This window comes from Halalkalicoccus paucihalophilus, from assembly GCF_001593955.1.
Taxonomy (GTDB): domain Archaea; phylum Halobacteriota; class Halobacteria; order Halobacteriales; family Halalkalicoccaceae; genus Halalkalicoccus; species Halalkalicoccus paucihalophilus.
Window position 1 is genome coordinate 77,009 of sequence record NZ_LTAZ01000005.1, and the last position, 14,702, is coordinate 91,710.

15 protein-coding genes and 2 tRNA genes are annotated in these 14,702 nt (G+C 65.0%); 10 read left to right on the plus strand and 7 right to left on the minus strand.

The genetic code is table 11. From position 1 onward, the window contains the following. Positions 1 to 12: 12 nt before the first annotated feature. The 5 genes from HAPAU_RS09860 to HAPAU_RS09880 all read left to right on the plus strand — a co-directional run bounded on the left by HAPAU_RS09860 (position 13) and on the right by HAPAU_RS09880 (position 5,553). Positions 13 to 1,611, plus strand: a complete 1,599-nt coding sequence (locus HAPAU_RS09860; RefSeq protein WP_066382150.1) for a bacterio-opsin activator domain-containing protein — start codon at positions 13 to 15, stop codon at positions 1,609 to 1,611. A 53-nt stretch (positions 1,612 to 1,664) separates the two neighbouring features. Next, positions 1,665 to 2,435: a DUF4397 domain-containing protein gene (locus HAPAU_RS09865; protein WP_066382154.1), complete on the plus strand. Its 771-nt coding sequence runs from the start codon at positions 1,665 to 1,667 to the stop codon at positions 2,433 to 2,435. Positions 2,436 to 2,573: 138 nt separating this feature from the next. Continuing rightward, on the plus strand, positions 2,574 to 3,740 hold the full coding sequence (locus tag HAPAU_RS09870; RefSeq protein ID WP_066382155.1) for a hypothetical protein: 1,167 nt from the start codon (positions 2,574 to 2,576) through the stop codon (positions 3,738 to 3,740). Positions 3,741 to 3,820: 80 nt separating this feature from the next. Further along, positions 3,821 to 4,534, plus strand: a complete 714-nt coding sequence (locus HAPAU_RS09875) for a hypothetical protein (RefSeq protein WP_066382157.1) — start codon at positions 3,821 to 3,823, stop codon at positions 4,532 to 4,534. Next, positions 4,531 to 5,553, plus strand: coding sequence for a sensor histidine kinase (locus tag HAPAU_RS09880; protein ID WP_066382159.1), 1,023 nt, complete (start codon positions 4,531 to 4,533; stop codon positions 5,551 to 5,553). The genes HAPAU_RS09875 and HAPAU_RS09880 overlap by 4 nt, the downstream gene beginning before the upstream one ends. Before the next feature lie 139 nt (positions 5,554 to 5,692). On the opposite strand, the gene HAPAU_RS09885 is transcribed toward HAPAU_RS09880, so the two are convergent. From HAPAU_RS09885 to HAPAU_RS09895, 3 genes are all read right to left on the minus strand, one after another. Next, a tRNA-Trp gene (locus HAPAU_RS09885) sits at positions 5,693 to 5,894 on the minus strand. Between the two features lie 41 nt (positions 5,895 to 5,935). Next, positions 5,936 to 6,163: a DUF5795 family protein gene (locus HAPAU_RS09890; RefSeq protein WP_066382161.1), complete on the minus strand. Its 228-nt coding sequence runs from the start codon at positions 6,161 to 6,163 to the stop codon at positions 5,936 to 5,938. Between the two features lie 36 nt (positions 6,164 to 6,199). Beyond that, complete coding sequence (locus tag HAPAU_RS09895; protein WP_066382163.1) at positions 6,200 to 7,051, minus strand: DUF5794 domain-containing protein; 852 nt, start codon at positions 7,049 to 7,051, stop codon at positions 6,200 to 6,202. A 373-nt stretch (positions 7,052 to 7,424) separates the two neighbouring features. On the opposite strand from HAPAU_RS09895, the gene guaB reads away from it, so the two are divergent. Next, positions 7,425 to 8,906, plus strand: coding sequence for an IMP dehydrogenase (gene guaB / locus HAPAU_RS09900; RefSeq protein WP_066382164.1), 1,482 nt, complete (start codon positions 7,425 to 7,427; stop codon positions 8,904 to 8,906). Between the two features lie 58 nt (positions 8,907 to 8,964). After that, positions 8,965 to 9,171, plus strand: a complete 207-nt coding sequence (locus HAPAU_RS20915; RefSeq protein WP_157078447.1) for a DUF7534 family protein — start codon at positions 8,965 to 8,967, stop codon at positions 9,169 to 9,171. A 189-nt stretch (positions 9,172 to 9,360) separates the two neighbouring features. Here HAPAU_RS20915 and HAPAU_RS09905 read toward each other — a convergent pair whose 3' ends face one another. Further along, the gene (locus tag HAPAU_RS09905) at positions 9,361 to 10,515 is read right to left on the minus strand and encodes a hypothetical protein (protein WP_245634070.1); all 1,155 of its coding nucleotides are present in this window, start codon (positions 10,513 to 10,515) and stop codon (positions 9,361 to 9,363) included. A gap of 81 nt (positions 10,516 to 10,596) precedes the next feature. Here HAPAU_RS09905 and HAPAU_RS09910 point away from each other — a divergent pair, with 81 nt between their 5' ends. Further along, complete coding sequence (locus HAPAU_RS09910) at positions 10,597 to 10,980, plus strand: pyridoxamine 5'-phosphate oxidase family protein (protein ID WP_066382166.1); 384 nt, start codon at positions 10,597 to 10,599, stop codon at positions 10,978 to 10,980. Between the two features lie 53 nt (positions 10,981 to 11,033). Here HAPAU_RS09910 and HAPAU_RS09915 read toward each other — a convergent pair. Next, a tRNA-Lys gene (locus HAPAU_RS09915) sits at positions 11,034 to 11,107 on the minus strand. Positions 11,108 to 11,195: 88 nt separating this feature from the next. On the opposite strand from HAPAU_RS09915, the gene HAPAU_RS09920 reads away from it, so the two are divergent. Both HAPAU_RS09920 and HAPAU_RS09925 read left to right on the plus strand, forming a co-directional pair. Then, entirely contained in the window at positions 11,196 to 11,477 is a 282-nt protein-coding gene (locus HAPAU_RS09920; protein WP_066382167.1) for a hypothetical protein, read from the plus strand. A gap of 125 nt (positions 11,478 to 11,602) precedes the next feature. Continuing rightward, the gene (locus HAPAU_RS09925) at positions 11,603 to 13,069 is read left to right on the plus strand and encodes a DHH family phosphoesterase (protein ID WP_066382169.1); all 1,467 of its coding nucleotides are present in this window, start codon (positions 11,603 to 11,605) and stop codon (positions 13,067 to 13,069) included. 4 nt (positions 13,070 to 13,073) lie between these two features. On the opposite strand, the gene HAPAU_RS09930 is transcribed toward HAPAU_RS09925, so the two are convergent. Continuing rightward, positions 13,074 to 13,373, minus strand: coding sequence for a PRC-barrel domain-containing protein (locus tag HAPAU_RS09930; RefSeq protein ID WP_066382171.1), 300 nt, complete (start codon positions 13,371 to 13,373; stop codon positions 13,074 to 13,076). Between the two features lie 370 nt (positions 13,374 to 13,743). Next, on the minus strand, positions 13,744 to 14,679 hold the full coding sequence (locus HAPAU_RS09935; RefSeq protein WP_066382172.1) for a DUF7544 domain-containing protein: 936 nt from the start codon (positions 14,677 to 14,679) through the stop codon (positions 13,744 to 13,746). Positions 14,680 to 14,702: the final 23 nt, after the last annotated feature.

Sequence of the window (14,702 nt, forward strand, 5' to 3'; positions counted from 1 at the left end):
CCCATCGGGCCCATGACCGACGACCGACTGATCGTCCGGGCGATCGACGAGGCGCCGATCGGGATCACGATCGCCGACGCCTCCCGGGCTGACACGCCGCTGATCTACGTCAACGACGCCTTCGAGCGGCTGACGGGCTATCCGAAGGAGGAGGCGCTTGGCACCAACTGCCGATTCCTCCAAGGGGAAAACACGGCCGAGGAACCGGTCGCGGCGATGCGTGAAGCTATCGCAAACGAGGAACCCGTCTCGGTCGAACTGCGGAACTACCGCAAGGACGGCACGGAGTTCTGGAACCAGGTCGACATCGCCCCGATCCACGACACCGCCGAGGACGTCACGCACTTCGTCGGCTTCCAGACCGATATCACGGCGAGAAAGCGCGCCGAACACGAGGTCAAGCGCCGCATCGAGGAGGTCGAACGCCAGCGCGGAAAACTCGAACAGGTACTCGAACGGATCGAAGGTCTCTTGGAGGACATCACCCGGACCCTCGTTCGGGCGACCACCCGTGAGGAGGTCGAACGGGCGGTCTGTGACCGACTGGCGACAGAAGAGGCCTACGCCGCCGCGTGGATCGGCGAACGCGTGCCGACGAGGAACGAGGTCGTTCCCGAGACGTGGGCGGGCCCGCTCGACCTCGGGGAGACCACCCTTCCGGTCGATGGCGGGGCGGACCCGGTCGGGCGTGCGCTCACGACCGGACGCGCGCAGTTCGTCCCCGAGATCGAGGGGGGGTCGTGGCACGGAACGGTTGGAAACCGAGACACCCGGGCGATGGCCGCGATTCCGCTGATCTCGGGGGAAACGATCTACGGGGTGTTGGTGGTCTACGCCACGCAGGCCGACGCGTTCGACGACCGCGAACGCGTGGTATTGGCGTCGATCGGGCGGGCCATCGCCAACGCCTGCAACACGCTCGAGAGCCGGCGGATCCTCGCGGCCGACGGAGTCACCGAACTGGAGTTCGACCTCGGGACCGAGGACCTGTTCGTCGTCTCGCTGTCGGCACGCGCGGACTGTCGGCTCCTCTACGAGGGGGTGGCCCACGACATCGATCCGCTCCTCTTTTTCACCGGCGAGGGCATCGAACCGGAAACGCTGCCCGAACTGGCGGCGGACTACGAGGCGATCACGGACACGACCGTCCTGACCTCGAACGGGACGTCCGGGCTCCTTGAGTTCCGCCTGACGGGCCTCTCGTTGGTCACGAAACTGGCAAATAGGGGCGTCCGGATCCGATCGATACGGGCCGAAAACGGTCAGGGGCGCCTCGGGGTCGTCGTGCCCGGAGGCGTGAGTCCGCGCTCGGTCGTCGACCTGATCACGGACTCCTGTCCCACCGCGACGCTCGTCGTCTCACGGAAGTACGACCGACCGCCCCAGACCGACGACGAGTACCGCCTGTCGGTCGAGGAGGAACTCACCGACAAGCAGTTGCTCTCGCTCAGGAAGGCCTACGTGAGCGGCTACTTCGACCCCGATCGTCGGATCTCGGGGGCCGAGATCGCCGCCTCGATGGGGATCACCCGCTCGACGTTCCACCAACACCTCCGTGCGGCCCACCGAAAACTGCTCGGAGAGTTCTTCGAGCGAGGATTACCTGACTAGTCGGGTATCATGTTCATCCTACTTCCTGCCCTACCAGTAGTCGGAGTTATACAATGGCACAACGATCCGGTATTTCACGACGACGATTCGTACAACTCGGGGGCGGCGTAGCCGTCGTCGGCCTCGCGGGCGGCTTCGCGAGCGCGGACAACCACGGCAACGGCAGCGACGACGGAATGGAGAGCAGCGATTCGATGGGCGACGACGGGGAGACCGCCAACGTTCGGGTGGCTCACCTCTCGCCCGACGCCCCGAACGTCGACGTCTTCGTCGACGACGAGGCAGTGCTCGAGGACGTGCCGTTCAAGGCCGTCAGCGACTACCTCGAACTGCCGGCGGGCACCTACAACGTGAAGGTGGCACCCGCAGGCGAGGGCACGGACGCCGCGGTCCTCGAGGCGGACCTCGACGTGCCCGCCGCCGACCTGACGGTCGCGGCCATCGGCGAGGTCGCAGACGAGAACCAACCCCTCGAACTCGCGGTCTTCGAGGACGACAACAGCGATCCGGGCGACGACACGGCCCGCGTGCGCGCGGTCCACACCTCGCCCGACGCGCCCGCCGTCGACGTCGTGGTCGCTGAGACCGGCGACGCCATCTTCGAGGGCGTCGAGTTCGGCGACGCGGCCTACGCCGAGGTGCCCGCCGGGGAGTACCGGCTGTGCATCTACCCGGCCGGCGAGCGCGAGGAGGCCGTGCTGGGCGCCGACGTCGAGGCGATGGGCGGCACCGTCGCCTCCGCCTTCGCGACGGGCTACGTCATGCCCGACGACGCCCCCGCGGACGAGGAGTTCGATATCGTCCTCACCGTCGATTCGGAGTAGCGACGACGCAGTATTCCGCCGCGTCCGGGCGACTCCGAGCGGTCGATTCCGAGGACCCGTTTTATTCGACCCATCCCGACGAGCGACGCGTTCACAGCGCTCCCACCACGTTAACTGTCGGACCGCCATAGGGTGTGTATGAAGGAACTCGAATACGCGCTCGAAGTGGCCGATGGGGCGACGTTCGTGAACTTGGCAGCGGCCTTTTTGCGCTCGCGGGGCTATCGAACCAAGGAGTTTCGCGCCCACACCGGGGAGTGGAGCGCCCGGATCTGGATGCGCTCTCGACCCGGGATCGCCTGTGCGAGCGTCGCGCCCGACTGGCGGGAGGCGCTCCGTTCCTCGGCGAGGAAGGTCAAGCGGCTCGAACGGGAGCGCGACACCGAGTACGGCCTGTTCGTCTTCCTCACCAATCAGGACGTGACCGGCCTCCAGGAGTTCGATATGGAAGACGAGATCAGAAAGGAGTACGGCTGGCGGCTCCGGCTCTATCACCGCCAAGACCTCATCGGCGAGCTCTACAACACCGCGCCGGGGCTGGCGAAACACCACCTCGACATCAACCTCGGGTTCGACACGGACCATCTGACCACCCTCGAGGAACTGCGCGACGAACGGCTCGATGTGATCCAAGCGCGCAGCGGAGAGGCGACCGAACTCGATTCGGGCCCGACGGTGGCGCTTCACGTCGTCCCCAACGGGATCTTCTCGACGGAACGCCGATGGGCCTCCTCGGAGGTCCCCGACCCGAGCGTTCTCGCGGCCACTGACGCGCCCGCGGTCGACGCCCGCGAGACCCTGAAGATCGCGTACGATCGGAGCGCCGAGGTCGACTACGGAGGATACGGACTGATCCGAAGCGACGGCCTCTACGAGTCGGCGACGACGCGGCTGTTCGAGGCGGACGGTGACGAACTGCTGTTGCGCTCGTCAGTGGGTCCCGACTCCCCGGGGCTCGACGCCTCGGTTGCAATCGCCGTCCGCGAAACGCTGGCCCATCTCTCGACGATGGGTTTCTCGGCGACGGCTTCGGTCTGGATCTCGGTCCTAGACGCTGCCGACGCACGGCTCGATTATGACGAGGACTCGCTCTCGCCCGCGCCCCCGCTCGGGTTCGAGCGCTACGCCACCCGGGTGACGACGACGTCGATCGACGAGCGAGACCACGTCGACGTCCTCGCGGACCTCGAACCGGCGCTCTCGGAACTGTGGCGCGCCTTCGGCTACCCCGACGGGACGCACAACCTCGAGGACGGCGAGTGGCGCGGTGGGACCGTCTCGACCGATGGCGTCACCTTCCCTTGATGAATTGCCATTATACTAATAACATATAAATCTATATACTTTTTACATTGTATAATAAAGCATATGCGAACAGTTTGGTCATGGGAACTACTCGGAGGGCGGATGGATCGGCGAACGCGCGTCTGACCGCCGCGACGCTGCTCGAAGCCTACTACTTTCAGGACGAACGCGAACGCCACCTCCTCTCTGCAAACGTGGGCGGGGCTACTGCCGCCAGACAGAAGGCACTCGACTGCATGGCAACCACCTACGAGATGGAGTTTCCACACCTCGATCGGTTCCGGGTCCGGGAAGCGGGAGAGGCGTTCATGCACGCGCTTTTCGTTCAGGACGAGATCGAGAACTGGGCGAAGCTACGCGAGAGGCCCGAGGGACCCGAGGACGACCTCCGAGACGCGCTGGTGAGCGATCCGGAGGTATGTTACGGGAGGAATCCCATCGAGGACGTTCGGTGGGAGCACGTCGAAACGTCCCTCCGGGAGACCTGTCGGAAGGCGGGTATCGACGACCGATACGCTTCTCGACAGACGCGATTCTGGGTGTTACACGGCCAGTGCGATCCGGAATGGGAACGGGTCGCACACGACGCCCACGAACTCAAGCTCCGGGCACTGGTCGATGACCCCCCGGAACGCGCCGTCGATCGGCTGGGTCAGCAGTTCGTCGACGGGGTTCGGATCCACGACGAGTGGACACACAGCGATGCGGCGGCCGACATCGAGGCGGCGATCGACCTAGTTACCGAGTACTACGACGAGTTGTTCGACCTCCGCTCGGGGGGTGATAGATCGTGAGCGACCTCGACCTCGGCGTGTACGAGGAGGCGTTTCGGAGCATCGACGCTCCGGCGTTGATCACCGATACCGACCTCCTGATCAGGGACGTCAACGAGGCGGGACTGTCGTTTACGGGCTACGAGTCCGACGAACTCCTCGGCAGTTCGGCGACGCTCATCGCGGGCGATGAGGAGATCTACGCCGAGATCGTCGAGACGGTCCTCGAGGGTACGGTCTGGAGCGGGGATTTCGAACTCCGGACGAAAGACGGCAACGGGGTGTTCGGCCGCGGATCGGTCGCCCCGCTGGTACTCGACGGGGAGACGCGTGGCTACGTGGCGATCTTCATCGACACAACCAAACAACGTCGCTACGAGAACACCGCCGAGGTGCTCAACCGACTGCTGCGCCACGACCTGCGAAACGAGTTGAACGTCGCCTACGGCAACCTCCAGAACGCCCAGTCACGGATCGACGACGACGAGACGGCCGCCTATCTCGACCAGGTCAACGGGGCACTGACCCGGCTCATCGGAAAGAGCGAGCGTGCACACAACCTCGGGGAACTCCTCGAAGGGAGTTATGAGGCCGAAAATCACCTCGTCCGCCTTGATTACGTGCTCCACGAGGCGGTCGTCGAAGCGATCGAGACGTTCGACGGGGCGGAGTTCAGATTCGAGGCGTTTCCCGCGGTTCGAGTCGTCGCGGACGACCTGCTCGCGACCGTGTTCACCGTCGTACTCGAGAATAGCGTGGTTCACAACGACGCATCGGCACCGGTCGTCGATATCGAGGTCGAAGAACGCGAGGAGGACGTGATCGTGCGTGTTCGCGACAACGGCCCGGGGATTCGTGAGGGCGAAGAGGACCTGATCTTCGGACGGGAGGAACGGGACCAACTCCATCACGGAAGCGGGATCAGCCTCTTTTTCGCCGATAACGTCATCAAGAGCTACGACGGCGATATCCGGGTCGACACGGATGAAACTGAGGGAGCGACCGTCGAGATCCGCCTCGACAAAGCGCGTTCCGACTAAGGACGACACGATCTATCGATGCGGTCGGTCACCGACCCGTTTTCATCGTCCCGTGTCCGACCTGATTACTGCCCCTCTCACCGTTCGGATCCGCTACGACGAACACTCCCCTCTCGTGGAAGCACTCGAAACGAAAGTATGGGGTCGGAGGGATTTGAACCCCCGATCGACTGATATCTCCGGTCGCGTCTCGGTACTCCAGAGGGTCGTCAACGCGGCGCGATGATCAGTCGGCCGCTCTGTATATCAGTCTGGAGTGTCGTCACCGAACGCGTACACCGCGGCGTACCACGGTGTATACCTCTGGAGTCAGTCGCCATTCCGGGCTTGGCCACGACCCCGCACTCATCGATAGGACGAGAATCACCTAAAGGGGTTTCGATTACTCCCGATCCGTCTCGCTCCACTCGCAGTCTTGGCATTTGAAACCGGTGACGAACTCGCTGACGCTCGGCATGTAGCCCACCTGCAGGACGTCGCCGCCACACTCCGGGCAGTCACGCTCTGCGTCCTCGATCTCTGTGGCCTCCATCGGGCGCTCTCCCTCGATGAGTTCGGCGAGTCGCACGGCGTTGACCATCCGGCCTTCGACCACGCGGTTCTGGCTCATAGCTCGAAGAGTGCCGCGTAGCACAAAAACACCGCGCTACAGCCAGGGTTCGCGCTCGCGGTCGGTCCCGTAGCGCCGCTCGGGTCTGTCCCGCTCGTCGTTCTTCCCGCCGTCCGCAGTGGCACTCCCGGCTGGACCGCCGATCCCGTCGTCGGGGTCGAACGCGAGCACGCCCGCGACGATCAGCACCACTAGCGGTGCCTGCTCGAAGACGACCCCCAACAGCGCCAGCGGGAGGACGCCCAGCGCGACCGCGCTCCCGAACCGGAACGAGTCGATGTCGAGGTTACGGCGCAGCCACGGACTCCCCAACGCCACGGAGAGCGCGAACGTGACGCCGACGCCCGCGGCGGCGACCGACCGGAGCACCAGTTCGGGATCGGGCAGGAGGACGACCTCGAACCCGGTCGGATCGACGCTCGCGACGAACCCCAAACCGACGATCACGGCCGGCGACGGGAGGTACTCGCCGATCCGGGCGCTCGCGGTCTTGGCGGCGATGGCGGCGATCACGAGCGCGGCGAAGCGCTCGAAGATCGCCAGATCGATCACGCTCGCGATCGTCGGCGCGAGGGCGGCTTCGAGCGCCGCAAGTGGAACCAGCCCCGCCGCGACGAGCAAAACGACCTTCGCCTGTTCTCCCGGGGAGCCGTCCATCTCCGCGAGGATGACCGCGAGAACGGCGCTCCCGCCGAAGACCAGCAGGCCGACCTGCAGAATTCCGGCGACGGTGTCGATCCCACCCGCCAGGATCAGCGCCGGAAAGATCCCGTCGATCAACGGGAGGAACATCACGATCGCGAGCAGCTTCGCCGGACCCGAGACGGCCTTCTGTAGGCCGAGGGCCCGTTCCAGCCTGAGTGCAACCGGGTGCTGGGAGCTACTCATGACGATAGCGTAACGACTCGCCTGATCCCCGGCTCACGGCGCCCGATCGCGAGAAGGACCGTTTGAACCCTATCATCGTCGCGAACCCGATGAATGTGCTGTCGAAGTCGGTTCGCTGTCGACTCACATCCCATCCGGTCGCGTTGATAGCGTCCATACGTCCTATAACAATGATGAACATTCATAAGCGTTGTGTGGGGGATGTCGCCACTCTGCAGTACACACGTCCGACCATCAGCGTACGTTCTCGATCAAACGTCCACTATATCGGCTGTGTGGCGCCCCGTCACACACCGATGGGGTAGTCACGACAGCGTTCCGCACACGGTCCCCCTCTCGCAACCCTTTTGGGGTGGCGTTGCAGACGGTTTATATGGCGAGTACCGCTTTCCTCGACAAACTCGACGTACCGGAAGCGCTGACGTTCGACGACGTACTGCTCAGGCCCAAGGAGAGCCGCGTCGAACCCGACGACGCCGACCTCTCTACCAGAGTGTCGACCAACGTCACGCTCAACGTGCCCGTCCTCTCGGCGGCGATGGACACCGTCACCGAGAGCGATCTGGCGATCGAGATGGCCCGTCAGGGCGGGCTTGGCGTGCTACACCGAAACATGAACGTAGAGGAGATGGTCGCGGCGATCGAGCGCGTCAAACGCGCCGATGAACTCATCATCCGCGACGTCGTCACCGCGAGTCCCGAGCAAACAGTGAGGGACGTCGACGCGATGATGGAGCGAGAGGGCGTCTCGGGCGCACCCGTCATCGACGAGGACGAGCGGGTCTTGGGGATCATCTCGGGGACCGACATCCGACCGTATCTCGAGGTCGGCGAGCGCGACGCGGTCCGGGAGGCGATGACCGACGAGGTCATCACCGCCCCTGAGGATGTCTCCGCGCGCGCGGCGCTCGAACTCATGTACGAGCACAAGATCGAGCGCGTCCCCGTCGTCGACGGGAACGACCGCCTGCTGGGGCTGGTCACCATGCAGGGGATCCTCCAGCGCCGGGAGTACGGCGACGCAATCCACGACGCCGAAGACCGCCTCCGTGTCGGCGTCGCCGTCGGCCCGTTCGACGACGAGCGGGCGGTCGCCGCAGACGAGGCCGGTGCGGACGTCCTCTTCATCGACTGTGCACACGCCCACAACCTGAACGTCATCGACAGCGCGCGGGCGATCACCGAGAACGTCGAGGCCGACGTCGTCGTCGGCAACGTCGGCACGCGCGAGGCCGCAGAAGCGATCGTCGACTTCGCCGACGGGCTCAAAGTCGGGATCGGCCCCGGTTCGATCTGTACCACGCGGGTGGTTTCGGGCTCGGGCATGCCCCAGATCACCGCCGTAGCGCAGGTCGCCGACGTCGCCACACAGCACGACGTCCCTGTGATCGCCGACGGCGGCATTCGCTACTCGGGCGACGCGATCAAGGCCATCGCCGCCGGCGCGGACGCCGTGATGCTCGGCTCGTATTTCGCCGGGACCGATGAAGCGCCCGGACGCGTGGTCACGATGAACGGCAAGCGCTACAAGCAGTATAGAGGAATGGGCTCCGTGGGAGCGATGCGCTCGGGCGGTGGCGACCGCTATCTCAAGGACGACCCCGACGACGGCGACGAGTACGTTCCCGAAGGGGTCGAGGCCGCGACACCCTACAAGGGGAGTCTCGAAAGCGAGCTCCACCAGCTTACCGGTGGAATGAAAAGCGGGATGGGCTATGTCGGCGCGGGGACCGTCCCCGAGTTCAAGGAGCGCTCGGAGTTCGTACGTGTCTCCTCGGCGGGCCAAGCCGAGGGGCACGCCCATGACGTCGTCATCACCGACGAAGCGCCGAACTACAGCCCGACTCAGGAGTAGACTCGCCGCTCGCCGGTTCGGCCGCAGTATTTATTTCTCTTTTATTACTGTGTGATCTGTGGATCAGGACCGCTGGACTCGGTTTCTCGTGATGAACGTTCTACTAGTCGGCGTCGGGTTTTCGGTCGGTACGATGCTGCTTCCCCCAGACCCGTTAACTCAACTCCTGGTCACCATCGCGGTGGTGATTCTCGCGATCCCGATCTCGTACTGGCTCGTCTACGGGGGTGGGCTGGCGCGTCTCCGGGGTCGAGTCGGGAACTGATCTTGAACATCGTCTATCGTCGCCAACCTCGTGCGGACCGTGAGCGCCGTTGGCGCTCGCGGTTTTTTGGAAGAGATTTTTCGAGTAGCGCGGGAGCGAAGCTCCCGCGGACCATGCGAACGGCGGCTTCGCCGCCGTGAGCAGAGAGTGGTTCGCACTTCGCGCGAACCCGACGATGAAAAAGGTCCGTTAGAAGGTATAGCCGTACTCCTCTTCGAAGACGTAGGCGGCGGTCCCCCAGATGTAGTCCTCGCCGGGCCACCATGTCCGGGCGTTGTTCAGCCCGCAGACGAGCACCTGTTCTGGGTTCTCGGGATCAGGAGCGTACGAGACCGAGCCGCTGTCCCCATCGGTGAAGTCCGACTGGGTGCCCCATTTGAGCTGGCCGCGTTTGCAGGGGTCGCCGTAGATGCAGGTAATTCCGTCGATGGCCTGAATCGTTCCCGTGGTATGGCCGCTCATGGCGCTGATCTTGTGGATCTCTGCGCTGCGGGCTTTGAGGTCGGCGAGCCCCATACGGGTGAACTGACCGGCAACCAGCCGGGATTCGTCCCCGTCGAGCGCGTGGGCCGGCCTGAACTCGTCGGTCGGTTCGATCAACGCGAGGTCCTCTCGGGGGTAGTGGCGGGCGACCTGACCGATCGGGACGCGCCCGTCGGCGGACACGAGCGCGAGTTCGGTGCTCTCGCTGCCGGCGTAGAGGTGATCGGCGGTCGCGAAGTATCGCGTCCTCGTCTCGGGGTCGTAGACGGCGGGCGCGAGCGTCGCGAGCCCCTCCGAATCCCCACAGGCGACCCCACCGGGCACTTCAAGGCCACTATCGATGTCGAACTGCCGCGCCGGTTCGAGGTCCTCATGCTCGGCCTCCGCGGTCGCCTCGATGACCGACCCCTCGACCGGTGTATCCTCGAGCAGGTCGTCGACCGTCGAGACGACGCCCTCGTGGGCGACGTCGACCGAGATTTTTGTCCGGTCGTTACCGTCGCCGGGGACGACCGAGACGTCGATCAGCCCGTCGATGGCGCCCGGATCGAGCGTCTCGTAGCTCGACAGCGCCGCCTGCAGGTCGTTGTACCACTCGGCGGCGACGCTCCTGACCCGCGGCGCGATCGAGGCCGGATCGTCGGGATCCTCGCGCGCGTAGGCGTAGACGATCGGGACTTCGTCCTCGCCCACCGCCTCGAAGTGGCTCGCCGAGAGGTGACTCGCGCTCGCGACGCTGAACCCCGCGGCCACGAGCGTTTTGACGAACCGTCGTCGCCCCATCCGCGAGAGCGGCCGCTCGTGAACCCGTTCTACCCCGGACCTGATTCCCTTCATCCCACCACTCCCCTCCGAGACCACCTACGACCTCCTCGTACTTCAGTCAATCTACGTGCATGACGGTCGCACACTGGTTATCTCGTCTGCACTCCTCCGAGGGGTATGGATCCCGAGATCGAATCGCTGATCGCCGACGCGTCCCTGTCCGCACACCTCGCGACCGCCGTGGACGGGCGCCCGCACGTCACACCGGTCTGGTACGACTACCACGACGGGCACCTCCACGTACTGACCGGCGGGAAGAAACTCGGAAACGTCAGGCGGAACTCCCGGGTTGCTGTCTCGATCGAGCAGGCCGATGGACCGGACGTGGAGTGGTCGGTCTCGCTGCTCGGCACCGCCGAGGTCGTTGAGAACCCCGAACGGGTACGCGAGGTCTCCCGTCGGATCAACGCGAAATACCGTGGCGAGGACGAGGCCGGCGACACGTCGGGCGGCGCGGTGGTCGATATCGCGATCGGATCGGCAACCGCACAGCGATACTGAGGCTACTGCTCGCGGTTGTCGTTTCGCTCCCCCACATGCTCGCAGTGCAACAACGGGCCGGGCGCGATTCGAACACGCGACCGTCTGGTTAAAAGCCAGACGCTCTGCCGGACTGAGCTACCGGCCCTCACTCCCAGTTCCGGCGAGTCCATAAAGAGACTTTCCCTTTTCGGGGCGTCCAGAACCGAATTCACTGTGGCCCACCAACGCGAGCCATGGCCGACGAACGGATCAGAGACGAACTCGAATCGGAGCGCCGCGAGTCACGGGCACCGGTCGCCGCCAGCGAGGACGAGTCCGACGCCTCGGGACCGACCCCCGGCGACCGAATCACGCTCTATCACCGCCATCCCGAGGGGTTCGGAGATGGGCGAGTCGCAGAGGGGCGACTGGTCCGCTTCGACGGGACGATGGTATCGATCGCTCGCGACGACCGTACCCTCGGGGTCCGTCCCGGGGAACTCACCGCGTGGGAGTGGGTACGAAGGGATCAGTAGCGCGCGAGCGAGGCGAATACGGCCGTGTAGTCGGTTCGACCGTCGAAGGACGGATCGACCGTTCAGCTCCCTATCGTGACCGAAAAAGCAGGGGATTAAGTACGATCCGCGGCAAAGAACGGGAGATGAGTACCGGCGTTACGATCTCCTCGATGTCTCGCTATGCGATTCTCGGCTGCGGCAGTGTCGGCCACGCGGTCGCCGACGAACTGATCGACCAGGGCAAGGACGTGCTGATCGTCGACCGGGACGACGACCGCGTCGAGACCCTTCGCGATCGGGACATGAACGCACAGGTGGGAGACATCCGCGAGGAGGCGATCGCAGAAAGCGTCGCCGAACACGATGTCGTCCTGATCCTCTCCTCGGACGTCGAGGCGAACAAGGCCGCCGTCTCGAACGTCCGTGCGCGCGACGACGACCAGTTCATCATCGCGCGCGCGAGCGATCCGGTCTCGGGCGACGAACTCGCCGAACTCGGGGCCAACAGTGTCATCAACCCCTCGGCGGTGATCGCAGAATCCGCGCTCCGCCTGCTCGAATCGGGCGAACTCGAACACCGCGCACAGCACCTCTCGGAGATCATCGCACAAACCCAGAACGAACTCGCGATCGTCACCCACGAGAACCCCGATCCCGACGCCATCGCGAGCGCCGTCGCGCTCCGGGCGATCGCGGAATTCCTCGGCGTCGACGCCGAGATATTCTACTTCGGGGACATGGGCCATCAGGAGAACCGGGCGTTCGTCAACCTGCTGGATGTCGAGATGACGGCGGTCGAGCGCGACGACCCCGACGCTTTCGAGGGGTTCGATACGATCGCGCTGGTCGATCACGCCATGCTGACCGATACGACCGCGAGGTTCGACCAGTCGGTCGACGTCCTCATCGACCACCACGACGTCGACGTTACGGAGGAGATCCCCTTCGTCGACATCCGCCCGGAGATGAACTCCACGTCGACGATCCTCACGAAGTACATCCAGGAGTTCGATCTGAGTCTGGAGGAGTCGGTCGCGACCGCCCTGTTGTACGGGATCCGTGCCGAGACACTCGATTTCAAGCGCGACACCACTCCCGCGGACCTCACAGCGGCGGCGTATCTCTACCCCTTCGCGAACCACGACACCTTAGAACAGGTCGAGTCACCCTCGATGAGCCCCGAGACGCTCGACGTGCTCGCCGAGGCGATCACGAACCGCGAGGTCCAGGGGAGTCACCTCGTTTCGAACGCGGGCTTCATCCGGGATCGCGAGGCCTTAGAGCAGGCCGCCCAGCACCTCCTCAACCTCGAGGGGATCACGACCACCGCCGTCTTCGGTATCGCGAACAACACGATCTATCTCGCGGCCCGCTCGAAGGACATCCGCCTGAATATCGGGCGCGTACTGCTGGACGCCTTCGAGGAGATCGGCGAGACGATGGGCCACTCGACGCAGGCCCGCGTGGAGATCCCACTGGGGATCTTCACGGGGATCGAGACCAACGAGGACAACCGCCAGACGCTGTTGCACCTCACCGAGGAGGCGGTTCGCAAGAAGCTCTTTACGGCGATGGGCGTCGAAAGCGAGGGCGGCAACAGCGGTTCGTAACGACCTACGCGACGACCTCTTCGCCCTCCTCTTCGGGGGTTTCGAGTCGCTCGACGACGTCGTTGACCAGCACGACGTCGCCGACGGCCCGGACCCACCGATAGGGGATGAGGATGCCGCGCGTTCCGCGTACCTGTCCGCCGAACAGTTCCTCGTTGGGCTCGCGCAGCGCGAGGCCGGTGACGATCTCGGTTCCGAGATCGAGTTTGATGTCCTCTATTTCGCCGACGAACACGCCGTTGGTCGAGTAGACCTCTCGGCCGACGAGCGACGTGATCTCCTGGGACGTTCGCTCCTGATCCATATCCGCACGTCGAACGGTAGGGTATTATACCCTCGGATGTTCGCCGTCGGTCGCGCTCAGCCCGGTTCGAGGGTACACGGAACCCGAACGATGATCGTCCCCACCCGCTATCGACCGGGCTGTCACCGAAGGGAGACGGCGATTCTACCGACATTCGGGTTCGGATCACGCCACACAGTTATAAAAGGTGGAAATATTTATATGTGCGAAAACAGATCCTGAGCGGTCGACCACCCGATGATGTAAAGTCGACCGGAATCTCACGTCCGAGTGCCGGGTGCCTCTGACAGACCGGCACGCCACCGGCCGAACGCCGGTGGATCGGCGGCCGTCCTTGCCCGGGATCGGTCGCCGGGACTTTTCGACGCTACTACACCTCGGGACTAGTTCGGTCGCGGCGGATCGCGGCACGGATCCGCGGGATCGGGTCGTATCGCTCGGTCGTATCCCCCAGAACGAACAGCGCGACGTATCGGAGATAGGCGATGAGGGGAACGTGAACCAGCAGGACCACCGAGACGAACGCGAGCACGAACGGTCCCGCGAGCGTTCCGACGACCGCCTGAGAGACGACTCCTTCCGAGAGGCCCCGTGCGAGGAGCGCCCCGCCGACGGCGGTCCCGAGGGTGGCGAAGGGGACGAGGAGGACGAACGCCACCAGCGCGCCGAGCAACCCGCCACCGACCGCGATGGCCGTCCAGAGGGCCGTCACGATCAGCAGGTAGATCGCGTATTCGCGCCACTCCGCGCGCAGTGTCGGCGAGAACGCCCGCCACCCCTCGGGCAGCGAGCAGTCCTCGAGGAGCATGATCGGGACCACGAAGGCGACGGTCAGTCGATCGAGTGCCGCCAGCACGACCACGACCGCGCCCGCCGCGACGAGCAGCGCCGTCGGCGTTCCGACCAGCACGACCGCGACCAGAACGCCGCCGAGTGTCAGTGTGAGCGTGGCCCTGAACGCGAAGACCTGCAGCCCCGCGTGGAACCGCCGTTCGCTCCCCGCGAGCAGTCGGACCCGTTCGCCGCGAAGCGCATCGAGGAAGACGAACTCGAAGATGGCGCCGACACAGAGCGCCACCCCGACGACGACGATCCCCGCAGCGATCAGCGGGAGCGTCGCGGAGTCCGGAACGGACGCGAGAAGCGCGGTCCCCCGGCTGAAGTCGATCAGAAACGGCGTGATCAGCGTGCCGACGAACAACACCAGAACCGAGAGCCGGGCCCACGCCACGAGCGAGGCCGAAGACAGCAGGTCCCGGGTCGCCGCCACCGACTCGCCCGCCGCCCGCAGCGCGTGCCACCCCATGCCCCTCACTATCGACGGGAAGG